Source organism: Herbiconiux sp. UC225_62, from assembly GCF_042694625.1.
Lineage (GTDB): Bacteria > Actinomycetota > Actinomycetes > Actinomycetales > Microbacteriaceae > Herbiconiux.
The window spans coordinates 2,450,904-2,476,819 of the sequence record NZ_CP170551.1; the positions used below are offsets into that span (position 1 = coordinate 2,450,904).

Genomic DNA, 25,916 nt, shown 5'->3' on the forward strand with positions numbered 1-25,916 from the left:
AGACTTTTTCCAGGAGAGAAGGAAAATTGCTCGACGTAACAACTTTTGATGAGCTGCGGATCGGCCTCGCAACGGCCGACGACATCCGCAAGTGGTCGCACGGTGAGGTCAAGAAGCCCGAGACCATCAACTACCGCACGCTGAAGCCCGAGAAGGACGGCCTCTTCGGAGAGCAGATCTTCGGGCCGAGCCGTGACTGGGAGTGTTCCTGCGGCAAGTACAAGCGAGTGCGCTTCAAGGGCATCGTCTGTGAGCGCTGCGGCGTGGAGGTCACCAAGAGCTCCGTCCGTCGTGAGCGCATGGGCCACATCGAGCTCGCCGCTCCGGTCACCCACATCTGGTACTTCAAGGGCGTCCCCTCGCGCTTGGGTTACCTGCTCGACATGGCGCCGAAGGACCTCGAGAAGGTCATCTACTTCGCCGCGTACATGATCATCTCGGTCGACGAAGACGGCCGCCACGCCGACATGCCGGGCCTCGAGAACGAGCTGCGGCTCGAGATCAAGACCCTGTCCGACCAGCGTGACGCCCGCATCGCGGACCGTCTGGCACGCCTCGAGACCGACCTCGCCGAGCTCGAGAACGAGGGCGCCAAGGCCGACCAGAAGCGCCGCACGAAGGATGGCGCCGAGAAGGAGATGGCCCAGGCCCGCAAGGCCTACGACGACCAGATCTCCCAGCTCGAGCGCGTGTGGGAGGACTTCCGCAACCTCAAGGTGGGTGAGCTCAAGCCGGAAGACGCGATCTTCCACGAGCTCCAGGACCGCTACGGGATGTACTTCGAGGCCTACATGGGCGCCGAGGCCATCAAGAAGCGCCTCGAGGCGTTCGACCTCGTCACCGAGGGCGAGAACCTGCGTCTGCAGATCTCGGAGGGCAAGGGTCAGAAGAAGATCCGCGCCATCAAGCGCCTCCGCGTCGTGAGCTCCTTCCTGGCCACCGGCAACTCGCCGGCCGCCATGGTGCTCGACGTGGTGCCGGTCATCCCGCCGGAGCTGCGCCCGATGGTGCAGCTCGACGGTGGCCGCTTCGCGACCTCCGACCTGAACGACCTCTACCGTCGGGTGATCAACCGCAACAACCGTCTGCGTCGTCTGCTCGACCTCGGGGCTCCCGAGATCATCGTCAACAACGAGAAGCGGATGCTGCAGGAGGCCGTCGACGCCCTGTTCGACAACGGCCGTCGTGGTCGTCCCGTCACCGGTACCGGCAACCGCGCCCTGAAGTCCCTGAGCGACATGCTCAAGGGAAAGCAGGGTCGTTTCCGCCAGAACCTGCTGGGAAAGCGCGTCGACTACTCGGGTCGTTCGGTCATCATCGTCGGTCCGCAGCTGAAGCTGCACCAGTGCGGTCTGCCCAAGCAGATGGCTCTGGAGCTGTTCAAGCCGTTCGTGATCAAGCGCCTGATCGACCTGAGCCACGCTCAGAACATCAAGGCCGCGAAGCGCATGGTGGAGCGCAGCCGTCCGCAGGTGTGGGACGTGCTCGAGGAGATCATCCGCGAGCGCCCCGTGCTGCTGAACCGCGCACCCACGCTGCACCGTCTCGGCATCCAGGCCTTCGAGCCTCAGCTCGTGGAGGGCAAGGCGATCCAGCTGCACCCGCTCGTGTGTGCCGCGTTCAACGCGGACTTCGACGGTGACCAGATGGCCGTCCACCTGCCGCTGTCGGTCGAGGCCCAGGCCGAGGCCCGCATCCTGATGCTCGCGTCGAACAACATCCTGAAGCCGTCGGATGGCCGCCCGGTCACCCTGCCGACCCAGGACATGATCATCGGTCTGCACCACCTGACCACGATCAAGGAAGGCGCCGTCGGAGAAGGCCGTGCGTTCTCGTCGATCGCCGAGGCGATCCTCGCGTTCGACCAGAAGACACTCGACCTCAACGCGAACGTCCGCATCCGCCTGAACGACGTGCACTTCCACGAGGAAGAGCGCCCCGAGGGCTACGTCGACGGACCCGTCCTGGTCGACATCTCGCTCGGTCGCGCCCTCTTCAACGAGGCCCTCCCGGCCGACTACCCGCTCACCCGGGCCGTCGCCGACAAGGGGATGCTCTCCGGGATCGTCAACGATCTCGCCGAGCGCTACCCCAAGGTGGAGGTCGCCGCGTCGCTGGACCGCATCAAGGACGCCGGTTTCTACTGGGCCACCCGCTCGGGTGTCACGGTGGCGCTGTCCGACATCCTCACTCCGCCGAACAAGCGGGAGATCGTGGCGGGCTACGAGAAGCAGGCCGCCAAGGTGCAGGGCCAGTTCGAGAAGGGTCTCACGACCGACCTCGAGCGTCGCCAGGAGCTCATCCAGATCTGGACCAAGGCCACCGAAGAGGTCGCGCAGGCCATGCGCGACAACTTCCCGAAGGACAACACCATCAACCGCATGGTGTCCTCCGGTGCTCGTGGTAACTGGCTGCAGATCCGCAACATCGCCGGTATGCGTGGACTCGTGAACAACCCGAAGGGTGAGATCATCCCTCGCCCGATCATCTCCTCGTACCGCGAGGGATTGTCGGTGGCGGAGTACTTCATCGCGACGCACGGTGCCCGTAAGGGTCTGGCCGACACGGCCCTCCGTACGGCCGACTCGGGCTACCTCACGCGTCGTCTCGTCGACGTGTCGCAGGACGTCATCATCCGCGAGCCCGACTGTGGCACCTCGAGGGGTCTCGACCTCCCGATCGCCATCGAAGAGGCTCCCGGTGTCTGGGTCCGCGACGCCAACGTCGAGAACTCGGTCTACGCTCGCTCGCTCGCCGCTGACGCGGTGAACGAGAAGGGCGAGGTCGTGGCCGAGGCCGGATCGGACGTCGGAGACGTGCTGATCGACAAGCTGGTCGCCGCGGGCGTGCGCAACATCAAGGTGCGCTCCGTGCTGACCTGCGAGTCGGCCGTCGGTGTCTGCGCGACCTGCTACGGCCGGTCGCTGGCCACCGGAAACCTCGTCGACATCGGAGAGGCCGTCGGCATCATCGCGGCCCAGTCGATCGGCGAGCCCGGCACCCAGCTCACCATGCGTACCTTCCACACCGGTGGATCGGCTTCGGCCGACGACATCACGCAGGGTCTGCCCCGCGTGCAGGAGCTCTTCGAGGCCCGTACCCCCAAGGGTGCGTCGCCCATCGTCGAGGCCGCCGGTCGCGTCATCATCGAGGACACGGAGCGCAGCCGCAAGGTCATCCTCACGCCCGACAACGGTGACGAGCCGATCGCCTACCCGGTGCTGAAGCGTGCCACCCTCCTCGTCGAGGACGGGCAGCACGTCGAGCTCGGTCAGCAGATCATCGTCGGCGCCGTCGACCCGAAGGAAGTCCTTCGCGTCAAGGGTGTGCGCGAGGTGCAGAAGCACCTCGTGGGCGGTGTGCAGGGCGTCTACCGGTCGCAGGGTGTGCCGATCCACGACAAGCACATCGAGGTCATCGTGCGCCAGATGCTGCGTAAGGTCACCGTCGTCGAGCACGGCGACACCGACCTGCTGCCGGGTGAGCTCGTCGACCGGTCGCGCTACACCGAGGTGAACCGCGCCGCTCTCGCCGAGGGCAAGAAGCCCGCTTCGGCTCGCCAGGAGGTCATGGGTATCACCAAGGCGTCCCTCGCGACCGAGTCGTGGCTGTCGGCCGCGTCGTTCCAGGAGACCACGCGTGTTCTCACGCAGGCCGCCATGGAGGGCAAGTCCGACCCGCTGGTGGGCCTGAAGGAGAACGTGATCATCGGAAAGCTGATCCCGGCCGGAACCGGTCTCCAGAAGTACCGCAACGTCACCGTCGAGGCGACCGAAGAGGCCAAGGCCGAGCGCTACCCGAACCGCATCTTCACGGATGACTCGGTGTTCTCGGAGGCGGACCTCTCGTTCGTCGACTTCGACAGCTTCTCGAGCGACGACTACACCCCGGGAACCTACAACTAAAGGTTGTCCCCCCGTCGAAGGGCCTCTCACCGCAGGGTGAGGGGCCCTTTGCCGTGACTCGGCGCGCGTCCCGGCCGTGGAGGCTTTCCGTTGGTAGCGTGACGGCATGAGCACGGACGATCGTCAGGGTGAACAGCCGGAATTCCCGAAGCAGGATGCCGAGGGCGAGGCCACGGCGACGCCCGCCACGCCTCCGCTGCCCGATCTGCCGGCGTGGGAGGCCCCCGCGGCCGACGAGACGGCGACGGACGCGCCGGTGGAGCCCGCCGAGGTCACGGAGCGGGTCGAGGTCGTCGACGTCGTGGAGACCGTCGAACCCACCACCCGCGAGCCCCTGGGGGGCCCGTACGTCGTCTCCGACCACGCCCCGGTCGCTCACCAGGCCACGGCCGCCTACGAGCGTCAGCCGGCCGGTGGGCCCGCCGTGACGTCGTCCGAGCCCACGCCGCACCTCACCGAGACGGAGCAGACCCGCACGCCCTACCCGGCGGCCGCCTTCGCGCCCGCACCCCCGGCCGCTGCGGCGATGGCCGGCGCCGCCTACCCGCCGCCCTACCAGCCCGTGCCGCAACCGATCATGGCACCCGTGCCTCCCACGCCTCGCGGCAACCGCGGTGGCGGCTCGCTGATCGCACTCGTCGGAACCGTCGCGTTCGCCGTGGTCTACGCCGCCGTCGCCTTCGTCATCATCTCGGTGAACGTGCGCCCCGATGCCTACGTCGCGGCGTTCACCTCGTTCCTGCTCAGCGCCGCCTTCATCGTGCCGGTCGTCGTCTTCGCGATCTCGCTCATCCTGCTCGTGCTGATCGTCAACCGGGCAGGCTGGTGGGCATACGTGCTCGGCGGCTTCCTGGTGGCCGTGCTGGTGTACTTCGGGGGTATCGCGGGCGCTCTCATCCACGTCCAGGCCTGGAACCTGCAGCCGCAGGAGCAGTACGACTTCGTGCGGTCGCTCACCATGGATCCGCTCACCCTCGCCGGCGCCATCGTCGCCCGCGAAGCCTCGATCTGGACCGGTGCCTGGATCGCGCTCCGCGGCCGCCGGATCAAGGCGCGCAACCTCGCCGCTCGCGAGGAATTCGACCGCAATCAGGCCGAGGCGAGCGCCGCGGCCACAGCCGCGTACGGCAGCGCGCCCTCCGCCGCCTACGGCGAGGGCCCGACCACCAGCACGACCTGGTAGCATCGCTGAGTCCGCGTTGCCGATCGCCCCGTGCCTGAATGAACGACTGCTGGGGCGGTATTTGACCCGCAAGGGTTGAGAGGCTATTATTTTCCGGGTGTGTGCATACTTGCATGCCCAGATTTTCGAGCGAAGTCAGACCGAAAAGTCTCCACTGCTCTTCCAGCCAGCGATACCAGAGCCATTTTGTACCGCCGGTGGATCCAAGCGAACTCGACACGCCAGCAACGGCGCGTGCGGGGCGTGAACGAACGGGTAGCGGATGTCCGTGCCCGACAGACACTGTGCAAACTGACACCGAGCAGTACGAATACAAGGAGTAAGTAGTGCCAACCATTCAGCAGTTGGTCCGAAAGGGTCGCACCCCGAAGGTCACCAAGACCAAGGCGCCCGCCCTCAAGGCCAACCCCCAGCAGCGCGGCGTGTGCACCCGTGTGTACACCACCACCCCCAAGAAGCCGAACTCCGCGCTTCGCAAGGTCGCCCGCGTCAAGCTGTCGAACGGCACCGAGGTCACCGCTTACATCCCCGGTGAGGGCCACAACCTGCAGGAGCACTCGATGGTGCTCGTCCGCGGCGGTCGTGTGAAGGACCTCCCCGGTGTTCGCTACAAGATCATCCGCGGCGCGCTCGACACGCAGGCCGTGAAGAACCGCAAGCAGGCTCGCAGCCGTTACGGCGCGAAGATGGAGAAGAAGTAATGCCTCGCAAGGGTCCCGCCCCGAAGCGTCCCGTTGTCGCCGACCCGGTCTACGGTGCTCCGGTCGTCAGCCAGCTGGTCAACAAGATCCTCCTCGACGGCAAGAAGGCCACCGCGGAGCGCATCGTGTACGAAGCCCTCGAAGGCGTCGCCTCGAAGAACGGCCAGGACGCGGTCGTCACTCTGAAGAAGGCGCTCGACAACGTGCGCCCGACTCTCGAGGTCCGCAGCCGCCGCGTCGGTGGCTCGACCTACCAGGTGCCGATCGAGGTCAAGCCTCACCGCGCCAACACCCTCGCACTGCGCTGGCTCACCTCCTACGCGAAGGCCCGCCGCGAGAAGACGATGACCGAGCGTCTCACCAACGAGATCCTCGACGCATCCAACGGTCTGGGCGCCGCTGTCAAGCGTCGCGAAGACACCCACAAGATGGCCGAGTCGAACAAGGCATTCGCCCACTACCGCTGGTAGTCGCTCGCCCTCTTTCCCGCTTTTACTTTTCGGAGGATATCCGTGGCACAGGACGTGCTCACCGACCTGAACAAGGTCCGCAACATCGGCATCATGGCGCACATCGATGCCGGCAAGACCACCACCACCGAGCGCATCCTGTTCTACACGGGCATCACCCACAAGATCGGTGAGGTGCACGACGGCGCCGCCACGATGGACTGGATGGCGCAGGAGCAGGAGCGTGGCATCACGATCACCTCTGCTGCGACGACGTGTTTCTGGAACAAGAACCAGATCAACATCATCGACACCCCCGGTCACGTCGACTTCACCGTCGAGGTGGAGCGTTCGCTCCGCGTGCTCGACGGCGCGGTCGCCGTGTTCGACGGCAAGGAGGGCGTGGAGCCCCAGTCCGAGACGGTGTGGCGTCAGGCCGACAAGTACAACGTGCCGCGCATCTGCTTCGTCAACAAGATGGACAAGCTCGGTGCCGACTTCTACTTCACGGTCGACACGATCATCAACCGCTTGGGCGCCAAGCCCCTCGTGATCCAGCTCCCCATCGGTGCTGAGTCGAGCTTCGAGGGTGTCGTCGACCTGGTCGAGATGCGCGCGCTGACCTGGCGTGGCGACTCCAAGGGTGACGTCCAGATGGGCGCGAAGTACGAGATCGAGGAGATCCCGGCCGACCTCAAGGAGAAGGCCGACGAGTACCGTCAGGTGCTCCTGGAGACCGTCGCCGAGACCGACGATGCGCTGCTCGAGAAGTTCTTCGGCGGCGAGGAGCTCACGGTCGCCGAGATCAAGGGCGCCATCCGCAAGCTCACCGTCAACAGCGAGATCTACCCCGTGCTCTGCGGTTCCGCGTTCAAGAACCGCGGTGTGCAGCCGATGCTGGATGCCGTCGTCGACTACCTGCCGAGCCCGCTCGACGTGCCGGCGACCGAGGGTCACGACATCCGCGACGAAGAGGTCGTCGTGGAGCGTCACCCCGACCCCAAGGACCCGTTCGCGGCTCTGGCCTTCAAGGTCGCCGTGCACCCGTTCTTCGGTCGTCTGACCTACATCCGCGTGTACTCGGGTCACCTCGACTCCGGCGGCCAGGTCATGAACTCGACCAAGGGCAAGAAGGAGCGCATCGGCAAGATCTTCCAGATGCACTCCAACAAGGAGAACCCGGTCGACTCGGTCACCGCCGGCCACATCTACGCGGTCATCGGCCTGAAGGACACCACCACCGGTGACACCCTGTCCGACCCGTCGAACCAGGTCGTCCTCGAGTCGATGACGTTCCCGGAGCCGGTCATCGAGGTCGCGATCGAGCCGAAGACGAAGGCCGACCAGGAGAAGCTGGGTGTCGCCATCCAGAAGCTCGCTGAGGAGGACCCGACCTTCCGCACGGAGCAGAACCAGGAGACCGGTCAGACGGTCATCAAGGGAATGGGCGAGCTCCACCTCGACATCCTGGTCGACCGCATGAAGCGCGAGTTCAACGTCGAGGCCAACGTCGGCAAGCCCCAGGTGGCTTACCGCGAGACGATCCGCAAGACCGTCGAGCGTCACGACTACACCCACAAGAAGCAGACCGGTGGCTCCGGCCAGTTCGCGAAGATCCAGATCGCGATCGCGCCCCTCGAGGTCACGGCCGACAAGACGTACGAGTTCGAGAACAAGGTCACGGGTGGCCGCGTTCCGCGCGAGTACATCCCCTCGGTCGACGCCGGAATCCAGGATGCGCTGCAGGTCGGCGTTCTCGCGGGCTACCCGATGGTCGGCGTCAAGGCGACGCTGCTCGACGGCGCTTCGCACGATGTCGACTCCTCGGAGATGGCGTTCAAGATCGCCGGATCGATGGCGTTCAAGGAAGCGGCCCGCAAGGCCAACCCCGTTCTCCTCGAGCCGCTGATGGCCGTCGAGGTGCGCACCCCCGAGGAGTACATGGGCGACGTCATCGGCGACCTGAACTCCCGTCGTGGGCAGATCCAGTCGATGGAAGACGCCCAGGGCGTCAAGGTCGTCCGTGCACACGTCCCGCTGTCGGAGATGTTCGGCTACATCGGTGACCTGAGGTCGAAGACCTCGGGCCGCGCGGTGTACTCGATGGCCTTCGAAAGCTACGCCGAGGTCCCGAAGGCTGTGGCCGACGAGATCATCCAGAAGAACAAGGGCGAGTAGCACCCGAGTTCTGCGGGCCTCGTAGGTTCGCGTAAAATATCAACAAACCCCCGCCTGATTCCGGATGCAATCCAGCACCCGTGACTCCGGCATGAGAGTCCTGAGGAGGACCTAGTGGCTAAGGCCAAGTTCGAGCGGACCAAGCCGCACGTCAACATCGGAACGATCGGTCACGTTGACCACGGTAAGACCACTCTTACCGCGGCCATCTCGAAGGTTCTGGCGGACAAGTTCCCGTCGGCGACCAACGTTCAGCGCGACTTCGCGTCGATCGACTCCGCTCCTGAGGAGCGCCAGCGCGGCATCACGATCAACATCTCGCACGTCGAGTACGAGACGCCCAAGCGTCACTACGCTCACGTCGACGCCCCTGGTCACGCTGACTACATCAAGAACATGATCACCGGTGCTGCTCAGATGGACGGCGCGATCCTCGTGGTCGCCGCCACCGACGGCCCGATGGCTCAGACCCGTGAGCACGTTCTGCTCGCCAAGCAGGTCGGCGTCCCCTACCTGCTCGTCGCGCTGAACAAGGCCGACATGGTCGACGACGAGGAGATCCTGGAGCTCGTCGAGCTCGAGGTCCGCGAGCTGCTCGCGAGCCAGAACTTCGACGGCGACAACGCCCCCGTCGTTCGCGTCTCCGGCCTCAAGGCCCTCGAGGGTGACGAGAAGTGGACCCAGTCCATCCTCGACCTCATGGACGCCGTCGACGAGTCGATCCCCGACCCGATCCGCGACAAGGACAAGCCGTTCCTCATGCCGATCGAGGACGTCTTCACGATCACCGGTCGTGGAACCGTCGTCACCGGCCGCGCCGAGCGTGGAACCCTCGCCATCAACTCCGAGGTCGAGATCGTCGGCATCCGCCCGACGCAGAAGACCACGGTCACCGGTATCGAGATGTTCCACAAGCAGCTCGACGAGGCCTGGGCCGGCGAGAACTGTGGTCTGCTCCTCCGCGGCACCAAGCGCGAGGACGTCGAGCGCGGTCAGGTCGTCGTGAAGCCGGGTTCGGTCACGCCGCACACCGACTTCGAGGGCACCGCGTACATCCTGTCGAAGGACGAGGGTGGGCGTCACAACCCCTTCTACACGAACTACCGCCCGCAGTTCTACTTCCGCACCACTGACGTCACCGGCGTCATCACGCTGCCTGAGGGCACCGAGATGGTCATGCCCGGCGACACCACCGACATCTCGGTCGCGCTGATCCAGCCGATCGCGATGGAAGAGGGTCTCGGCTTCGCGATCCGTGAGGGTGGCCGTACCGTCGGTGCCGGTACCGTCACCAAGATCAACAAGTAGCACTCAGCACCACACGCAAAGGGTCGCGCCTTCGGGCGCGGCCCTTTGCTGTGCCCGGGACCTTTTGCTTTGCCCGTAAAGGCGACAGGATGGCCCCATGGCAGGATTCGACGACATCACGAAGAAGGCTCAGGAGTTCCTCAACGACGACAAGGTCAAGGGGGCTCTGAAAAGCGAGCAGGCAGAAGACATCAGCGACAAGGTGCTCGACGGAGTGGCCGACACGGTGAACAAGGTCACCGGCGGCAAATTCGGCGAGCAGGTCGAGGGCGCTCGCGCCGCTGCTGACAAAGCGGTCGGCACCGAATAGGTATTTACTAATGGGATGCCCCGCCTCCGTCGATCTGATTCCTCGGGACGGGGCATCCGCCGTGTCCGCGCCGGTAAAGGCTTCACCTACCGTGACGACGACGGCAACACCATCACCGACCCCGAGCTCCGCGCCCGTTTCGAGCACCTCGCCATCCCGCCGGCGTGGACGGATGTCTGGATCGCTCCCTATCCGAACGGGCACATCCAGGCCACCGGAGTCGATGCCGCCGGTCGTCGGCAGTACATCTACCACCCCACCTGGCGGGAGCAGAAGGACCGCATCAAGTACGACCGAGCCCTGGCCCTGGCCGAGTCGCTCCCGGCGGCGCGCCGTCTGGTGACCCTCGACCTGCGCAAGGAGGGGTACCCGCAGGAGCGTGCCCTGGCGGCCGGCTTCCGGATGCTCGACACAGGCTCCTTGCGCGTCGGGAACGAGCGCTACGCCCAGCAGCACGGCAGCTACGGCCTCACCAGCCTGCTCTGCGAGCATGCGACGGTGTCGGGTGACGTCGTCAAGCTGGAGTTCCCCGCCAAGAGTGGTGAGGAGTGGGAGTCGGAGATCCTCGATGCCGATCTCGCCTCCGTCGTGCGGAGCCTCAAGCGTCGCGGACCCCAGGCGCGGCTGCTCGCCTGGAAGTCGGGTCGCACCTGGCATCCGGTCGTGCCGGAGGAGATCAACGCCTACGTGAAGGAGCGCACCGGCGGTGAGTTCACGGCAAAGGACTTCCGCACCCTGCACGGCACGCTCGCAGCGGCCGTGAGCCTCTCCCGCCACGGGCCGGAGGAGAAGAAGACCGCGCGGGCGCGAGCGCTCACGCAGGCCATGCGCGACGCATCCGTCGTGCTCGGCAACACGCCGGCCATCGCCAAGAAGAGCTATGTCGACCCACGGCTCGTCGACCATTACGCGGCAGGCGAGACGATCGACCCGACGCGCTTGGCGTCGGCGGAAAGCGAGCTCCGCGCGTTGCTGTACACCTGATCCGATCCACTTTTCGGCCCTGAAGTCAAGGGTTGTGTTCTGGGGGCAAAGGCGCAGAATGGGGGCAATCGTTCTTACGGGAGGCTCGCCGCCAGACGCTGCGAACAGAGCTTGGCCGAGAGTGACCAGCGCGATTGAGACGACTGGGCTCCGGGCGCTCCCGTAAGAACGGCTTCCCGGGAAATCGTCTTCGGTTCGACATGCCGTCGAAACCTGTCGGGCATAGCGTGGAGACGTGTTCACCAAGTCCGACCCGGCGGCTCCCGAGGGCTTCTTCGAGGCGGAGGCCGCGGGCCTCGCCTGGCTGGCCGCCAGCGGCGGAGTGCCGTGCGTGAGGGTGCACGCGGTGCGCGCCGACGGCATCGAGCTCGAGGAGCTGCGCAGTGCGCGCCCGAATCGCGACGCCGCGCGTCGCTTCGGGGAGCTGCTGGCGCTGACGCACCGGTCGGGTGCATCGGCGTTCGGTACGCCACCCGAGGGCTGGACGGGACCCTGCTTCATCGGCCGGCGGGAGATGTCGGTGGGGGAGTGGGAGAGCTGGAGCGAGTTCTACCCTCAGGAGCGCGTGCGCCCGTACGCGGAACAGGCGGTCGCGCGCGGGAATCTCTCGGCCGACGGTTTCCAGACGGTGGTGCGGGCATGCGAACTCATCCGCTCCGGCATCTTCGACGACGGGGAGCCCCCGGCCCGGCTGCACGGCGACCTCTGGTCGGGCAACGTGTTCTGGACACCGACCGGCGTGGTGCTGATCGATCCGGCCGCGCACGGCGGCCACCGGGAGACCGATCTGGCCATGCTCGTGCTCTTCGGAGTGCCCTTCCTCGACGACATCCTGACCGCCTACGACCAGGCCGCTCCCCTCGCTCCCGGCTGGCATGCACGGGTGCCGCTGCACCAGCTGTTCCCCCTCGCGGTGCACGCCGTGGGGCACGGTCCGTCCTACGGTGCGGAGCTGGAGAGGGCGGCACACGCCGTGCTGCAGCTCGGTTCGGGATCCGCGTCCTGACGCGCGACACGCCCGGGTTGCAAGTGGGCCCCGGATGTGGCAAACTCGTCTAGTTCAACATTTCGGGCCACCACGGGTGTGCCTGGATCACTGTCTTGGCAGTGCATAGTCCTCGAGACTAGGCCGCAGACAGCAGAACACAGCTTAATCGCAACCCATCCTTCCCCTAGGTGAAGTGTGTGCGTGCGCGGCTTGATAGCACAACAGTGGGCGTCCAATGCAGTCGAGGCTGTATGACGCGAGACAGAGAGAGAGTCAGCAAATGGCGGGACAGAAGATCCGCATTCGACTGAAGTCGTATGACCATGAGGTCATCGACACCTCGGCGCGCAAGATCGTCGACACGGTCACCCGTGCAGGAGCAACCGTCGTCGGCCCCGTGCCGCTTCCGACGGAGAAGAACGTGATCGCCGTGATCCGTTCGCCCCACAAGTACAAGGACAGCCGCGAGCACTTCGAGATGCGCACGCACAAGCGCCTCATCGACATCATCGACCCGACGCCGAAGGCCGTCGACTCGCTGATGCGTCTCGACCTCCCCGCCGACGTCAACATCGAGATCAAGCTCTGAGCGGGAAGGAACCAGTAAACACTCATGGCTACCACCGCTAAGACGTCCAAAGGCCTGCTCGGCAAGAAGCTCGGCATGACCCAGGTGTGGGACGAGAACAACCGTCTCATCCCCGTCACCGTCGTCGAGGTCTCCCCGAACGTCGTGACTCAGATCCGCACCCCCGAGAAGGACGGCTACTCGGCCGTCCAGATCGCCGGCGGTCAGATCGACCCGCGCAAGGTCAACAAGCCCGCCACCGGGCACTTCGACGCCGCCGGGGTCACCCCGCGCCGTCACATCACGGAGATCCGCACCGCGGATGCCGCCGACTACACCATCGGCCAGGAGCTCACCGCAGACAGCGTCTTCGAAGCCGGCCAGAAGGTCGACGTCGTGGGCACCTCGAAGGGCAAGGGCTTCGCCGGTGTGATGAAGCGTCACAACTTCAAGGGCGTCTCGTCGTCGCACGGTTCGCACCGCAACCACCGCAAGCCCGGCTCGATCGGTGCGTCCTCGACGCCCAGCCGAGTCTTCAAGGGCATGCGCATGGCCGGCCGCATGGGTGGCGAGCGCGTCACCGTGCTCAACCTGGTCATCCACTCGGTCGACGCCGAGAAGGGCCTGCTGCTGGTCAAGGGCGCCGTTCCCGGTGCCAAGGGCCGTCTCGTTTTCGTTCGCAACGCAGTGAAGGGGGCGTAGTCCATGGCTGCCGCAACTAACACGCTCGATGTCCTCGACGTCTCCGGCAAGAAGTCCGGAACCGTCGAGCTGCCCGCCGAGATCTTCGACGTGCAGACCAACATCCCGCTCATCCACCAGGTCGTCGTCGCTCAGCTCGCCGCCGCCCGTCAGGGAACCCACAAGACCAAGCGTCGTGGTGAGGTCTCCGGTGCCGGCCGCAAGCCGTTCAAGCAGAAGGGAACCGGTCGCGCTCGTCAGGGCTCGATCCGCGCCCCTCAGATGACCGGCGGTGGCATCGTCCACGGACCGGTGCCCCGCAGCTACGCGCAGCGCACCCCCAAGAAGATGATCGCCGCGGCTCTGCTCGGCGCTCTGTCCGACCGCGCTCGCGGCGGCCGCGTGCACGTGGTCGAGTCGCTCTCGCAGGGTGAGACCCCGTCGACCAAGGCCGTGAACGAGTTCCTCGCCACCGTCGCGTCGTCCAAGCACGTGCTGATAGTGCTGGAGCGCACCGACGAGCTGAGCCTCAAGAGCGTCCGCAACATCCCGACCGTTCACGTGCTGCCCGCAGACCAGCTGAACGCCTACGACGTCCTCGTCTCCGACGACATCGTCTTCACCAAGGGTTCCTTCGAGACCTTCGTCGCCTCGAAGACCAAGAAGGAAGAGGTTTCCGCATGAGCAACGCCGCGTTCAACAAGGACCCGCGCGACATCATCCTGTCTCCGGTCGTCTCCGAGAAGAGCTACGGTCTGATCGACCAGGGCAAGTACACCTTCGTGGTCGACCCCCGCTCGAACAAGACCGAGATCAAGCTCGCCATCGAGAAGATCTTCGGTGTCGAGGTCGCGTCGATCAACACCCTGAACCGCACGGGCAAGACCCGTCGCACCAAGTTCGGTCAGGGCAAGCGCAAGGACACCAAGCGCGCGATCGTGACGCTCAAGTCCGGTTCCATCGACATCTTCACGGCCGTCGGCTAGGCGCGGAAGCTAGAGGAAAAGACACATGGCTATTCGTAAGTACAAGCCCACGACTCCGGGCCGCCGCGGTTCGTCCGTCGCGGACTTCGCAGAGATCACCCGTTCGACTCCTGAGAAGTCGCTGCTCCGCCCGCTCTCCAAGACCGGCGGCCGCAACAACCAGGGTCGCATCACGACGCGTCACATCGGTGGTGGCCACAAGCGCCAGTACCGCGTGATCGACTTCCGTCGCAACGACAAGGACGGCGTGAACGCGAAGGTCGCTCACATCGAGTACGACCCCAACCGCACCGCACGCATCGCGCTGCTCCACTACGTGGACGGCACGAAGCGCTACATCCTCGCTCCGAACAAGCTCGCTCAGGGCGACGTCGTCGAGTCGGGTGCGGGCGCGGACATCAAGCCCGGCAACAACCTGCCGCTGCGCAACATCCCCACCGGTACCGTCATCCACGCGATCGAGCTGAAGCCGGGCGGTGGCGCCAAGATGGCCCGCTCCGCCGGTGCGTCGGTTCGACTCGTCGCGAAGGACGGCCCCTACGCGCAGCTCCGTCTGCCGTCGGGCGAGATCCGCAACGTGGATGCGCGCTGCCGCGCCACGATCGGCGAGGTCGGCAACGCCGAGCAGTCGAACATCAACTGGGGCAAGGCCGGCCGTAACCGCTGGAAGGGCATCCGCCCGACCGTCCGTGGTGTCGCGATGAACCCGGTCGACCACCCGCACGGTGGTGGTGAGGGCAAGACGTCCGGTGGACGTCACCCCGTCAGCCCGTGGGGTCAGGCCGAAGGCCGCACCCGTCACCCCAACAAGGAAAGCGACAAGCTCATCGTTCGTCGTCGGACCGTCGGCAAGAAGCGTAAGTAGGAGTTGTAGAAGATGCCACGCAGTCTCAAGAAGGGCCCCTTCGTTGACGACCACCTGTACCGCAAGGTCGTCACCCAGAACGAAGCCGGCTCCAAGAACGTCATCAAGACCTGGTCGCGCCGCTCGATGATCATCCCCGCGTTCCTCGGGCACACGATCGCCGTGCACGACGGCCGCAAGCACATCCCGGTGTTCATCACCGAGACCATGGTGGGTCACAAGCTGGGCGAGTTCGCCCCGACCCGCACCTTCCGTGGACACGTGAAGGACGACAAGAAGGGCCGTCGCCGCTAACCGCGGTGACGTGAAGGAGGAAGAGAAATGGTGGAGTCGATCGCACGCGTGCGTCACATCCGCGTCACCCCCCAGAAGGCCCGTCGTGTCGTCAACCTGATCCGCGGCCGTCAGGCCGTCGAAGCGTTGGCCATCCTGAAGTTCGCCCCGCAGGGCGCTTCGGAGCCCGTGTACAAGCTGGTCGCCTCGGCGATCGCGAACGCGCGGGTCAAGGCGGATGCCTCGAACAGCTACCTCGACGAGCAGGACCTGTTCATCGCGAAGGCTTTCGTCGATGAGGGCACCACGCTCAAGCGCTTCCAGCCTCGTGCACAGGGACGCGCGTTCCGCATCAACAAGCGCACCAGCCACATCACGATCGTGCTGGCAACCCCCGACGAGGCCTCGGCCATCGAAGGCGCGAGCAAGAAGGCGAGCAAGTAATGGGCCAGAAAGTCAATCCGTACGGCTTCCGCCTCGGAATCACCACCGACCACGTGTCGCGCTGGTTCTCCGACAGCACGAAGAAGGGTCAGCGCTACAGCGACTATGTCGCCGAAGACGTGAAGATCCGCAACCTGCTGAAGACCTCGCTCGACCGCGCCGGCGTGGCGCGCATCGAGATCGAGCGAACCCGTGACCGTGTCCGCGTCGACATCCACACCGCCCGTCCGGGCATCGTGATCGGTCGTCGTGGCGCCGAGGCCGAGCGCATCCGTTCCGACCTCGAGAAGCTCACCGGCAAGCAGATCCAGCTGAACATCCTCGAGGTGAAGAACCCCGAGGCCGAGGCTCAGCTGGTCGCCCAGGGCATCGCCGAGCAGCTCACCGCTCGTGTGGCGTTCCGCCGCGCGATGCGCAAGGGCCTGCAGGGCGCACAGCGCGCCGGTGCCAAAGGTGTCCGCATCCAGGTCTCCGGCCGCCTCGGCGGTGCGGAGATGAGCCGCTCGGAGTTCTACCGTGAAGGTCGCGTTCCGCTGCACACCCTCCGCGCCAACATCGACTACGGCTTCTACGAGGCGAAGACGACGTTCGGCCGCATCGGTGTGAAGGTCTGGATTTACAAGGGCGACATCACCAACAAGGAGCTCGCCCGCGAGCAGGCCAACCAGAAGTCGACGCGCCCCGAGCGCGGCGACCGTGACCGTCCGCGCCGTAACGCCGCCCCCAAGGCGGACGCTCCGGTCGCAGCAGGAGTTGAGGCGTAACCATGCTTATCCCCCGTAGAGTCAAGCACCGCAAGCAGCACCACCCGGGTCGCAGTGGCCACGCCACCGGTGGCACCAAGGTGAGCTTCGGCGAGTACGGAATCCAGGCCATCACCCCCGCTTACGTGACCAACCGTCAGATCGAGTCCGCTCGTATCGCGATGACCCGTCACATCAAGCGTGGTGGAAAGGTGTGGATCAACATCTACCCCGACCGTCCGCTCACGAAGAAGCCGGCCGAAACCCGCATGGGTTCCGGTAAGGGTTCGCCCGAGTGGTGGGTCGCGAACGTCAAGCCGGGTCGCGTGCTGTTCGAGCTGAGCGGGGTCAACGAGACCGTCGCTCGCGAGGCACTGACCCGTGCAATCCACAAGCTGCCCCTTAAGGCACGCATCATCAAGCGCGAGGAGGGCGACGCGTAATGGCGATCGGTTCCAAGGAGCTCGCCCCGGCGGAGCTCGACACGTTCGAAGATTCTCGACTTCTCGAGGAACTTCGCAAGGCCAAGGAAGAGCTGTTCAACCTGCGCTTCCAGTCGGCTACCGGCCAGCTCGAGAGTCACGGCCGTCTTCGCGCCGTGAAGCGCGACATCTCCCGCATCTACACGATCATCCGTGAGCGCGAGTTGGGCATCCGAGCGACGCCCGCCCCCGTCGAGGCCCCGGCCAAGGCGACCAAGAAGTCCAAGAAGGCAGCAGAGGCCGAGGCCCCCGCTGCAGACGCTGAGGAGGCGAAGTAATGGCTAAGACCGAAGAGAAGGTCGTCACGGCCGGCCACGAGTCGTCCTCGCACGACGTCAAGGACGCCGAGGCTCGCGGTTACCGCAAGGCCCGCCGTGGTTACGTCACGAGCGACAAGATGGACAAGACCATCGTCGTCGAGGTCGAAGACCGCGTGAAGCACCCGCTGTACGGCAAGGTCATCCGCCGCACCTCCAAGGTGAAGGCGCACGACGAGACCAACAGCGCCGGTATCGGCGACCTCGTTCTGATCAACGAGACCCGTCCCCTGTCCGCGTCCAAGCGCTGGCGCCTGGTCGAGATCCTGGAAAAGGCCAAGTAAATGCTTCAGCAAGAATCACGAGTGAAGGTCGCCGACAACACCGGCGCCAAGGAGCTCCTGACGATTCGTGTGCTCGGTGGATCTGGCCGTCGCTACGCGGGACTCGGCGATGTCATCGTCGCGACCGTGAAGGACGCCATCCCCGGCGGCAACGTCAAGAAGGGCGATGTGGTCAAGGCCGTCATCGTCCGCACCGTCAAGTCGACCCGTCGTTCCGACGGCTCGTACATCAAGTTCGACGAGAACGCCGCAGTGATCCTGAAGAACGACGGAGACCCCCGTGGTACCCGCATCTTCGGACCGGTCGGTCGTGAGCTCCGTGACAAGAAGTTCATGAAGATCATCTCGTTGGCACCGGAGGTTATCTAGTCATGGCGAACATCAAGAAGGGTGACCTGGTTCAGGTCATCTCCGGCCCGAGCCAGGCCCGCGGCGGAGACCGCGGCAAGCAGGGTCGTGTCATCGAGGTGCAGGTCGAGAAGAACCGCGTCGTCGTCGAGGGTGTGAACTTCGTCACGAAGCACGTGCGCGTCGGCCAGACCCAGCGCGGTACCAAGACCGGCGGCATCGAGACCATGGAGGCGCCGATCCACGTGTCGAACGTGGCCCTCGTCGACCCCGAGACCAAGAAGCCGACCCGCGTCGGCCACCGCAACGAAGAAGTCACGAAGGACGGCGTCACCAAGACGGTCCGCGTTCGTTACGCGAAGAAGTCAGGTAAGGACCTCTGATGAGCACCGACACTGCCGCGCCCGCTGGCAAAATCCAGCCGCGCCTGAAGCAGAAGTACCAGAACGAGATCTCGGCTCAGCTGAAGAAGGACTTCGGGTTCACGAACGTGCACCAGGTGCCCGGACTCGTGAAGATCGTCGTGAACACCGGTGTCGGTGAAGCGGCCCGCGATGGCAAGATCATCGACGGCGCCGTGAAGGACCTCACCGCGATCACCGGTCAGAAGCCGCAGGTCACGAAGGCCCGCAAGTCGATCGCGCAGTTCAAGCTGCGCGAGGGACAGCCCATCGGCGCCCACGTCACGCTCCGTGGCGACCGCGCCTGGGAGTTCCTCGACCGTCTGCTCTCGCTCGCGCTTCCCCGCATCCGCGACTTCCGTGGTCTGTCGGACAAGCAGTTCGACGGCCGCGGCAACTACACCTTCGGTCTCCAGGAGCAGTCCGTGTTCCACGAGATCGACCAGGACAAGATCGACCGCGTGCGTGGTTTCGACATCACCGTCGTCACCACCGCGAAGACCGACGAAGAGGGTCGTGCGCTGCTCAAGGCGCTCGGATTCCCCTTCAAGTCGGACGACAGCACCACCAACTAGCACCACTCACCCACCACGACCAGAGGTCGGCATCCTCGTAAAGGGTGTCGAAACCAGGCGCGAAAGGCACCACATCATGACAATGACAGATCCGGTCGCAGACATGCTGACCAGACTGCGCAACGCGAACTCGGCGCACCACGACACCGTGTCGATGCCGCATTCCAAGCTCAAGGCGCACATCGCCGACATCCTGAAGTCCGAGGGCTACATCTCGGGCTGGGAGGTCACCGACGCGAAGGTCGGCCAGACGCTGACGCTGAACCTCAAGTTCGGCCCCAACCGCGAGCGTTCCATCGCCGGCATCAAGCGCGTCTCCAAGCCCGGTCTCCGCGTCTACGCGAAGTCCACGGAGATCCCGACGGTCCTCGGCGGCCTCGGCGTGGCCATCCTGTCCACCTCCTCGGGTCTGCTCACGGACCGCCAGGCGAGCAAGAAGGGCGTGGGTGGGGAAGTCCTCGCCTACGTGTGGTAACCGACAATGTCACGAATCGGACGTCTTCCCATCGACATCCCCGCCGGCGTCACCGTCACGATCGACGGCCAGGATGTCGCAGTCAAGGGCCCCAAGGGTGAGCTCGCGCTCACCATCAAGGCCCCGATCGCCGCTTCGGTCGAGGAGAACCAGATCCTGGTCACCCGTCCGGACGACGAGCGCGAGTCGCGCTCGCTGCACGGCCTCACCCGCACCCTCATCGCCAACCAGATCATCGGTGTGACCACCGGCTACTCCAAGAGCCTCGAGGTCGTCGGAACCGGTTACCGTGTTGCGGCCAAGGGCTCGGGCGTGGAGTTCGCGCTCGGCTATTCGCACCCCATCTCGGTCGAACCGCCCGCGGGCATCACGTTCACCGTCGAGGGCAACAACAAGCTCACGGTCAACGGAATCGACAAGCAGGCCGTCGGTGAGGTTGCCGCCAACATTCGCAAGCTGCGCAAGCCCGAGCCCTACAAGGGCAAGGGTGTGCGTTACGCCGGCGAGGTCGTTCGCCGCAAGGCCGGAAAGAGTGGTAAGTAGACCATGGCTACTGGAATCAGAGGAAAGTCGAAGTCCGCAGCCCGCGATCGCCGGCACCTGCGCCTTCGCAAGAAGGTCGAGGGCACCGAAGCACGCCCCCGTCTCGTCGTCACCCGTTCGGCCCGCCACGTCTTCGTGCAGGTCGTCGATGACAGCAAGGGTCACACCCTCGCGTCGGCTTCGACGCTCGAAGCGGATCTGCGCACCTTCGATGGTGACAAGACCGCCAAGGCCAAGAAGGTCGGTGAGCTGGTCGCCGAGCGCGCCAAGCTGGCCGGCGTCGAGGCCGTCGTGTTCGACCGCGGTGGAAACCGCTACGCAGGCCGCGTCGCGGCGATTGCCGATGGAGCACGAGAGGGTGGTTTGAGCCTGTGAGCACCGAAACCAACAAGGAGCAGGAAGTGGCTGCAGAAGCCCAAGCCCCCGTGGAGACCGCTGCGTCGACCGAGTCGACCCAGAGCGAGCCCCGCGAGGCGCGCCGCGGAGGCCGTGAGCGCAACCCGAACCGCGGCGACCGCGGAGGACGTGACTCTGACAAGAGCAACTTCCTCGAGCGCGTCGTCACCATCAACCGCGTCTCCAAGGTCGTGAAGGGTGGTCGTCGCTTCAGCTTCACCGCTCTCGTGGTCGTCGGCGACGGCAACGGTCTGGTGGGCGTCGGTTACGGCAAGGCCCGCGAGGTGCCCACCGCGATCTCGAAGGGCGTCGAAGAGGCGAAGAAGAACTTCTTCCGCGTCCCCCGCGTCGGCAACACGATCCCTCACCCGGTCCAGGGTGAGGCGGCCGCCGGTGTGGTGCTCCTGCGCCCCGCCGCCGCCGGTACCGGTGTTATCGCCGGTGGCCCGGTGCGCGCCGTTCTCGAGTGCGCCGGCATCCACGACATCCTCTCGAAGTCGCTCGGCTCGTCGAACACGATCAACATCGTGCACGCGACCGTCGAGGCCCTGCAGCAGCTCGAAGAGCCGCGCGCAGTGGCGGCCCGTCGTGGCCTCGACTTCGAAGACGTCGCCCCGGCGCGCCTCGTGCGTGCCGAGGCCGACGCCCTGGCAGCAAAGGCTGGTGCATGATGGCCGCGCGCCTGAAGATCACCCAGATCAAGTCCAAGATCAGCGAGAAGCAGAACCAGCGGGACACGCTGCGCAGCCTCGGACTGAAGCGCATCCACGACATCGTGGTGCGCGAAGACAACGCCCAGAACCGTGGCTACGTGCGCACCGTCGCACACCTGGTGAAGGTCGAGGAGATTGACTAATGGCTGAGAACGAAGCCAAGGAGACCGCTGCGAAGGCGGCTCCGAAGAAGGCGGCGGCCCCCAAGGCTGCTGCGGCTCCCAAGGCGGACGCGGCGGAGAAGGCTCCGGCCAAGGCCGCTGCCCCCAAGAAGGCTGCAGCCCCCAAGGCTGCTGCGGAGAAGGCTCCCGCCGCGGAGAAGGCTCCGGCCGCTGCTAAGGCCCCTGCGGCCAAAGCTGCGCCGAAGTCCACTGCCAAGGACGCCGAGACCGCCGGCCCTCGTGAGCACGTGCTGAAGGTACACCACCTGCGCCCGGCGCCCGGTGCCAAGAAGGCGCGCACGCGCGTCGGTCGTGGTGAGGGCTCCAAGGGTAAGACCGCGGGCCGTGGCACCAAGGGCACCAAGGCCCGCTACCAGGTGCGCGTCGGATTCGAGGGTGGGCAGATGCCGCTGCACATGCGCACCCCGAAGCTGCGCGGCTTCAAGAACCCGTTCCGCGTGGAGTACCAGGTCGTGAACCTGGACGCGCTCGCCGAGCTCTACCCGGCCGGCGGCGATGTCACCATCGCCGACCTGGTCGCCAAGGGTGCGGTTCGCAAGAACGAAAAAGTGAAGGTTCTCGGCAATGGCGACATTGCGGTTAAGCTGAACGTTGCGGTCGACAAGGTCTCCGGCTCTGCTGAGCAGAAGATCGTCGCCGCGGGTGGTTCCGTCAAGTAGGTACCCCAAAAACCGGTGGCCTGGTTCGTGCGCGATCGACTGCTGCGTCATGTGAATGATGTAGCCTGTCGAGGCCATGAACTGGGTCACCGGCTTTCTTGGCATTAAGCCACATACGTACGCAGGAGGCCCCCTTTTGTTCAAAGCCGTCGCGAGGATCTTCCGCACGCCGGATCTCCGCCGGAAGATCGGCTTCACGCTCGGCATCGTCGCCCTGTTCCGACTGGGGTCGTTCATCCCCGCTCCCTTCGTGGACTTCGGAAACGTGCAGACCTGTCTTGCCGCGAACCAGAACACGTCCGGCTTGTACGAGCTCGTCAACCTCTTCAGTGGTGGCGCCCTCCTGCAACTCTCGATCTTCGCGCTCGGGATCATGCCGTACATCACGGCCTCGATCATCGTGCAGCTGCTGCGCGTGGTCATCCCGCACTTCGAGACCCTCTACAAGGAGGGCCAGTCGGGCCAGTCGAAGCTCACGCAGTACACCCGCTACCTCACCATCGCCCTCGGCATCCTGCAGTCGACCACGCTGATCACGGTCGCCCGCAGCGGTGCACTGTTCGGCACCTCCACCGTCGCCGAGTGCGGCCAGCTGATCACCAACGACGCCTGGTACGCCATCCTGCTGATGGTCATCACGATGACGGCCGGTACCGGTGTCATCATGTGGTTCGGCGAGATGATCACCGAGCGCGGCATCGGTAACGGCATGTCGCTGCTGATCTTCACCTCGATCGCGGCGCGCTTCCCGGAGTCGCTCTGGCTCATCGCCCAGACCAAGAGCTTCGAGGTCTTCCTGCTGGTGATCGCGGTCGGGCTCGCCGTGATGGCCTTGGTGGTGTTCGTCGAGCTCTCGCAGAGACGCATCCCGGTTCAGTACGCCAAACGCGTCGTCGGCCGGCGCACGTACGGCGGCAACAACACGTACATCCCCATCAAGGTCAACATGGCCGGTGTGGTGCCCGTGATCTTCGCGTCGTCGCTGCTGTACCTGCCGGCGTTGATCGCGCAGTTCAATCAGCCCGCGCCCGGTGAGGCGCCGGCCGGCTGGGTGACCTGGATCAACAACTACCTGGTGCGCGGCGATCACCCGCTCTACATGTTGCTGTACTTCCTGCTCATCGTCGGCTTCACCTACTTCTACGTCGCGATCACCTTCAACCCCGAAGAGGTCGCCGACAACATGAAGAAGTTCGGCGGATTCATCCCGGGCATCCGCGCGGGTCGCCCCACGGCTGAGTACCTCGATTACGTGCTGACGCGCATCACCCTTCCCGGATCGATCTATCTGGGGTTGATCGCGCTGCTCCCGCTCATCGCCTTGGCGGCGGTCGGCGCGAATCAGAACTTCCCCTTCGGTGGCGCGTCCATCCTGATCATCGTCGGTGTCGGCCTCGAGACCGTGAAGCAGATCGACTCGCAGTTGCAGCAACGCCACTACGAGGGACTCCTGCGATGACGGACGGGCAGAGCGAACCGGCTGCGACCGGCTCGCTCCGCCTCCTCCTGATCGGCCCTCCGGGGGCCGGGAAGGGGACGCAGGCAGCGCGTCTGTCGGAGGCCTACGGCATCCCGGCCATCTCCACCGGCGACATCTTCCGTGAGAACGTCAAGAACGGCACCGAGCTCGGCGTGAAGGCCAAGGAATACATGGATGCGGGCAAGTACGTGCCCGACTCGCTCACCAACGACCTGGTGCGAGATCGTCTCGCCCAGCCCGACGTGGCCGACGGCTTCCTGCTCGACGGTTACCCCCGCACTCTCCAGCAGGTGGAGGAGCTCGACGACATCCTCGGCGCCAACGCCTCCTCGCTCGACGCGGTGATCGTGCTGACGGCCGACACCGAGGAGGTCGTATCGCGGCTGCTGAAGCGTTCGGCGGAGCAGGGTCGAAGCGACGACACCGAAGAGATCATCCGCCACCGCCTCGATGTCTACGCCGAGCAGACGGCACCGCTGATCGACGTCTACCAGGGTCGGGGACTCGTGGTGAACGTCGACGGGCTCGGTGAGATCGACGAGGTCACGGGCCGGATCATCGCCGCCCTCGCCAGTCGATGATCGGTCGTCGCGACAAGGGCATCTACAAGACGCCCGCCGAGCTGCGGCTCATGGTGCAGCCGGGTCTCGTCACCGCGGCATCTCTTGCCGCCGTGCGCGAGGCCATCCGGCCCGGCATCTCGACGCTCGAACTCGACGCGATCGCCGATCGCACCATCCGATCGCTCGGCGGTGTGTCGAACTTCCAGATGGTGCCGGGATACGTCCACACCGTCTGCACCTCGGTGAACGACGACATCGTGCACGGTATCCCGAGCGCGCGCATCCTGGAGCCCGGCGACATCGTGTCGATCGACAGCGGCGCCGACGTCGGCGGCTGGAACGGCGACTCCGCGATCACCGTCGTGCTCGACGACCCGACCCGGCCGGAGGAGGTCGCGGCGCGGCGGCTGCTCTCCGAGGTGACGGAGCAGTCGCTCTGGCACGGCATCGCCCGGCTCGCCTCGGCACGCCACCTGAACGAGGTGGGGGAGGCGATCGAGGAGTTCGTCGAGGAGCACCCGTCGACGCTCGAGGGGGCGACGTACGGCATCCTCACCGACTACATCGGACATGGCATCGGCCGCAGCATGCACGAGGCGCCGCCGGTGTTCAACTACCGCGTGCGGCAGCGCGGGCCGGAGGTCAAGCCCGGCCTGGTGGTGGCGATCGAGCCGATGATCACGGCCGGCACCACCGAGACCTACACCCGCGACGACGAGTGGACCGTGGCATCCGCCGACGGCAGCATGTCGTCGCACTGGGAGCACTCGGTCGCGGTGCACGAGGACGGCATCTGGGTGCTCACCGCCGAGGACGGCGGGGCCGCGGCGCTCGCGCCACTCGGGGTGACCCCCGTACCGATTCCCTAAGCGCGTTCGCGTCGCCGCATGGCCGCGATGCCGGCGAGCAGAGCTGCGGCGGCAACGACGAGCTGCACGCCGAGACCGACGTACCAGACCGGCGCTCCCCATGACTCGATGGGTTGCTGAGGGAGCGCGGTGACGGCGTTGTCTCCGCACTCGTCGTCGACCCGGGCGATCGGCTGCGGGCTCTGAGCCTGACGGACGTCCTTGGCGACGGTTCCGAACCCGTCACGGGGCTGGCCGAACTCCGCGGTGTCCCGAGCCGTCACATCCGCGACGAGGACGAACGGGTTGACGACGAGGGCGACCCAGTTGGGCAGGGCGGTAGCCGTCGTGGTGGTGACCGTGGTCGGGTCGAGACATACCACCGTCTCGGAGGCCTCGTCGTACTCGGAGGAGACGGTCGTCACCGTCTCGGTGACGTCGCCGACCGAGCCCGTGAGCGGTGCCGCGATCGCGGTGCCCACGGTGAGCAGTGCGACAGCAGCGAAGCTGAGCAGGACGGCGCCGACGCGCGAGGTTGTCACCCCGGAGAGTCCCACGCAGATCGCGGCCACGAGACCCGTCTCGACGAGGCAGGCCAGCACGGCCGTGACGAAGGTCGGAAAGGAGGTGCCACCCACCACAGCCGAGACCACGAGGACCGGGCTCGCTGCCACGAGGAGGCCGGAGGCGAGTACCCAGCGCGCGACCCAGGTGCCGAAGACGCGGCGGGTGGGGTTCGAGCCGGCCGGATGAGCGGGGGACTCATTTGGGCGGCCGGGCGCCGGCCCGGCAAGGGCGGCCCCCGCCAGCAACGGCAGCACGGCGACCCCGAGGCCGAGGACGACGAAGATCGCCCCGGAGAAGGCCAACCCCGGCAGGTGTCCCGATGAGAAGCCCTCGAACACCGACAGGACGAACGCCGCCACGAGAGAGAGCAGCAATGCTGCTCCGTATGCGACGTACCACGCCGTGCCTCTAAGGCCTCGCACGAGGTCCTCCGCGATGAAGCCTCGCGCGCTGATGACGACCGTTCCGCTCATGTTCCCCCCGAGAACGGAGCATAGCGGGTGGCGAGGGACGAACC

33 protein-coding genes are annotated in these 25,916 nt (G+C 65.8%); 32 read left to right on the forward strand and 1 reads right to left on the reverse strand.

From position 1 onward, the window contains the following. The first annotated feature begins 26 nt into the window (after positions 1 to 26). The 32 genes from ACFJGU_RS11900 (at position 27) to map (ending at position 24,853) form a co-directional block, all read left to right on the forward strand. Positions 27 to 3,905, forward strand: coding sequence for a DNA-directed RNA polymerase subunit beta' (locus tag ACFJGU_RS11900; protein WP_092548014.1), 3,879 nt, complete (start codon positions 27 to 29; stop codon positions 3,903 to 3,905). Positions 3,906 to 4,011: 106 nt separating this feature from the next. Beyond that, positions 4,012 to 5,088: a hypothetical protein gene (locus tag ACFJGU_RS11905; protein ID WP_382303749.1), complete on the forward strand. Its 1,077-nt coding sequence runs from the start codon at positions 4,012 to 4,014 to the stop codon at positions 5,086 to 5,088. Positions 5,089 to 5,414: 326 nt separating this feature from the next. Next, positions 5,415 to 5,789, forward strand: a complete 375-nt coding sequence (gene rpsL / locus ACFJGU_RS11910; protein WP_056734914.1) for a 30S ribosomal protein S12 — start codon at positions 5,415 to 5,417, stop codon at positions 5,787 to 5,789. Then, positions 5,789 to 6,259 carry a 30S ribosomal protein S7 gene (gene rpsG / locus ACFJGU_RS11915; protein ID WP_092548007.1) on the forward strand — a complete coding sequence of 157 codons (471 nt, stop codon included), beginning with the start codon at positions 5,789 to 5,791 and terminating at the stop codon, positions 6,257 to 6,259. The genes rpsL and rpsG overlap by 1 nt, the downstream gene beginning before the upstream one ends. A 42-nt stretch (positions 6,260 to 6,301) precedes the next feature. Beyond that, positions 6,302 to 8,416 (forward strand): elongation factor G, encoded by a 2,115-nt coding sequence (gene fusA / locus ACFJGU_RS11920; RefSeq protein ID WP_382303750.1) that lies wholly within the window; start codon positions 6,302 to 6,304, stop codon positions 8,414 to 8,416. Positions 8,417 to 8,530: 114 nt separating this feature from the next. After that, a complete protein-coding gene (gene tuf / locus ACFJGU_RS11925) occupies positions 8,531 to 9,724 on the forward strand; it encodes an elongation factor Tu (RefSeq protein WP_092548001.1) in 1,194 nt (397 codons plus the stop codon). A 97-nt stretch (positions 9,725 to 9,821) separates the two neighbouring features. Then, positions 9,822 to 10,034: an Rv0909 family putative TA system antitoxin gene (locus ACFJGU_RS11930; RefSeq protein WP_382303751.1), complete on the forward strand. Its 213-nt coding sequence runs from the start codon at positions 9,822 to 9,824 to the stop codon at positions 10,032 to 10,034. A 15-nt stretch (positions 10,035 to 10,049) separates the two neighbouring features. Then, positions 10,050 to 11,018, forward strand: coding sequence for a DNA topoisomerase IB (locus ACFJGU_RS11935; RefSeq protein ID WP_382303752.1), 969 nt, complete (start codon positions 10,050 to 10,052; stop codon positions 11,016 to 11,018). 235 nt (positions 11,019 to 11,253) lie between these two features. Next, on the forward strand, positions 11,254 to 12,024 hold the full coding sequence (locus tag ACFJGU_RS11940) for a fructosamine kinase family protein (RefSeq protein WP_382303753.1): 771 nt from the start codon (positions 11,254 to 11,256) through the stop codon (positions 12,022 to 12,024). 262 nt (positions 12,025 to 12,286) lie between these two features. After that, entirely contained in the window at positions 12,287 to 12,595 is a 309-nt protein-coding gene (rpsJ, locus tag ACFJGU_RS11945) for a 30S ribosomal protein S10 (RefSeq protein ID WP_092547990.1), read from the forward strand. Between the two features lie 24 nt (positions 12,596 to 12,619). After that, entirely contained in the window at positions 12,620 to 13,276 is a 657-nt protein-coding gene (gene rplC / locus ACFJGU_RS11950; RefSeq protein ID WP_092547986.1) for a 50S ribosomal protein L3, read from the forward strand. 3 nt (positions 13,277 to 13,279) lie between these two features. Then, positions 13,280 to 13,939 (forward strand): 50S ribosomal protein L4, encoded by a 660-nt coding sequence (rplD, locus tag ACFJGU_RS11955; RefSeq protein ID WP_382303754.1) that lies wholly within the window; start codon positions 13,280 to 13,282, stop codon positions 13,937 to 13,939. After that, positions 13,936 to 14,241, forward strand: a complete 306-nt coding sequence (gene rplW, locus ACFJGU_RS11960) for a 50S ribosomal protein L23 (RefSeq protein ID WP_290806333.1) — start codon at positions 13,936 to 13,938, stop codon at positions 14,239 to 14,241. The genes rplD and rplW overlap by 4 nt, the downstream gene beginning before the upstream one ends. Before the next feature lie 25 nt (positions 14,242 to 14,266). After that, positions 14,267 to 15,106, forward strand: a complete 840-nt coding sequence (gene rplB / locus ACFJGU_RS11965; RefSeq protein WP_382303755.1) for a 50S ribosomal protein L2 — start codon at positions 14,267 to 14,269, stop codon at positions 15,104 to 15,106. A 12-nt stretch (positions 15,107 to 15,118) separates the two neighbouring features. Continuing rightward, positions 15,119 to 15,400: a 30S ribosomal protein S19 gene (gene rpsS / locus ACFJGU_RS11970; protein ID WP_022897962.1), complete on the forward strand. Its 282-nt coding sequence runs from the start codon at positions 15,119 to 15,121 to the stop codon at positions 15,398 to 15,400. Between the two features lie 27 nt (positions 15,401 to 15,427). Further along, on the forward strand, positions 15,428 to 15,823 hold the full coding sequence (gene rplV, locus ACFJGU_RS11975) for a 50S ribosomal protein L22 (protein WP_092547975.1): 396 nt from the start codon (positions 15,428 to 15,430) through the stop codon (positions 15,821 to 15,823). Further along, positions 15,823 to 16,587, forward strand: coding sequence for a 30S ribosomal protein S3 (rpsC, locus tag ACFJGU_RS11980; RefSeq protein ID WP_092547972.1), 765 nt, complete (start codon positions 15,823 to 15,825; stop codon positions 16,585 to 16,587). The genes rplV and rpsC overlap by 1 nt, the downstream gene beginning before the upstream one ends. 2 nt (positions 16,588 to 16,589) lie before the next feature. Then, complete coding sequence (rplP, locus tag ACFJGU_RS11985) at positions 16,590 to 17,009, forward strand: 50S ribosomal protein L16 (RefSeq protein WP_092547969.1); 420 nt, start codon at positions 16,590 to 16,592, stop codon at positions 17,007 to 17,009. After that, entirely contained in the window at positions 17,009 to 17,326 is a 318-nt protein-coding gene (gene rpmC, locus ACFJGU_RS11990) for a 50S ribosomal protein L29 (protein WP_259486364.1), read from the forward strand. The genes rplP and rpmC overlap by 1 nt, the downstream gene beginning before the upstream one ends. Further along, on the forward strand, positions 17,326 to 17,649 hold the full coding sequence (rpsQ, locus tag ACFJGU_RS11995; RefSeq protein ID WP_382303756.1) for a 30S ribosomal protein S17: 324 nt from the start codon (positions 17,326 to 17,328) through the stop codon (positions 17,647 to 17,649). The genes rpmC and rpsQ overlap by 1 nt, the downstream gene beginning before the upstream one ends. Beyond that, positions 17,650 to 18,018, forward strand: coding sequence for a 50S ribosomal protein L14 (gene rplN / locus ACFJGU_RS12000; protein WP_066041167.1), 369 nt, complete (start codon positions 17,650 to 17,652; stop codon positions 18,016 to 18,018). 2 nt (positions 18,019 to 18,020) lie between these two features. Beyond that, entirely contained in the window at positions 18,021 to 18,380 is a 360-nt protein-coding gene (gene rplX / locus ACFJGU_RS12005; protein ID WP_382303757.1) for a 50S ribosomal protein L24, read from the forward strand. After that, on the forward strand, positions 18,380 to 18,973 hold the full coding sequence (gene rplE / locus ACFJGU_RS12010; RefSeq protein ID WP_382303758.1) for a 50S ribosomal protein L5: 594 nt from the start codon (positions 18,380 to 18,382) through the stop codon (positions 18,971 to 18,973). Before rplX ends, rplE begins: the two co-directional genes overlap by 1 nt. Before the next feature lie 76 nt (positions 18,974 to 19,049). After that, positions 19,050 to 19,448, forward strand: a complete 399-nt coding sequence (gene rpsH, locus ACFJGU_RS12015; protein WP_382303759.1) for a 30S ribosomal protein S8 — start codon at positions 19,050 to 19,052, stop codon at positions 19,446 to 19,448. A 6-nt stretch (positions 19,449 to 19,454) separates the two neighbouring features. Continuing rightward, positions 19,455 to 19,991 carry a 50S ribosomal protein L6 gene (rplF, locus tag ACFJGU_RS12020; RefSeq protein WP_382303760.1) on the forward strand — a complete coding sequence of 179 codons (537 nt, stop codon included), beginning with the start codon at positions 19,455 to 19,457 and terminating at the stop codon, positions 19,989 to 19,991. Positions 19,992 to 19,994: 3 nt separating this feature from the next. Further along, complete coding sequence (rplR, locus tag ACFJGU_RS12025; protein WP_092547948.1) at positions 19,995 to 20,366, forward strand: 50S ribosomal protein L18; 372 nt, start codon at positions 19,995 to 19,997, stop codon at positions 20,364 to 20,366. Beyond that, the gene (gene rpsE / locus ACFJGU_RS12030) at positions 20,363 to 21,058 is read left to right on the forward strand and encodes a 30S ribosomal protein S5 (RefSeq protein ID WP_092547945.1); all 696 of its coding nucleotides are present in this window, start codon (positions 20,363 to 20,365) and stop codon (positions 21,056 to 21,058) included. The genes rplR and rpsE overlap by 4 nt, the downstream gene beginning before the upstream one ends. Further along, complete coding sequence (gene rpmD / locus ACFJGU_RS12035) at positions 21,058 to 21,243, forward strand: 50S ribosomal protein L30 (protein WP_092547942.1); 186 nt, start codon at positions 21,058 to 21,060, stop codon at positions 21,241 to 21,243. Before rpsE ends, rpmD begins: the two co-directional genes overlap by 1 nt. Beyond that, the gene (gene rplO / locus ACFJGU_RS12040) at positions 21,243 to 21,941 is read left to right on the forward strand and encodes a 50S ribosomal protein L15 (protein WP_382303761.1); all 699 of its coding nucleotides are present in this window, start codon (positions 21,243 to 21,245) and stop codon (positions 21,939 to 21,941) included. The genes rpmD and rplO overlap by 1 nt, the downstream gene beginning before the upstream one ends. Before the next feature lie 136 nt (positions 21,942 to 22,077). Continuing rightward, positions 22,078 to 23,400 (forward strand): preprotein translocase subunit SecY, encoded by a 1,323-nt coding sequence (gene secY / locus ACFJGU_RS12045; RefSeq protein ID WP_259506977.1) that lies wholly within the window; start codon positions 22,078 to 22,080, stop codon positions 23,398 to 23,400. After that, the gene (locus ACFJGU_RS12050; protein WP_382303762.1) at positions 23,397 to 24,002 is read left to right on the forward strand and encodes an adenylate kinase; all 606 of its coding nucleotides are present in this window, start codon (positions 23,397 to 23,399) and stop codon (positions 24,000 to 24,002) included. Before secY ends, ACFJGU_RS12050 begins: the two co-directional genes overlap by 4 nt. Next, complete coding sequence (gene map, locus ACFJGU_RS12055) at positions 23,999 to 24,853, forward strand: type I methionyl aminopeptidase (protein WP_382303763.1); 855 nt, start codon at positions 23,999 to 24,001, stop codon at positions 24,851 to 24,853. Before ACFJGU_RS12050 ends, map begins: the two co-directional genes overlap by 4 nt. On the opposite strand, the gene ACFJGU_RS12060 is transcribed toward map, so the two are convergent. Continuing rightward, positions 24,850 to 25,872: a hypothetical protein gene (locus ACFJGU_RS12060; protein WP_382303764.1), complete on the reverse strand. Its 1,023-nt coding sequence runs from the start codon at positions 25,870 to 25,872 to the stop codon at positions 24,850 to 24,852. The two genes, map and ACFJGU_RS12060, sit on opposite strands and share 4 nt — an antisense overlap. Between the last annotated feature and the right edge of the window lie 44 nt (positions 25,873 to 25,916).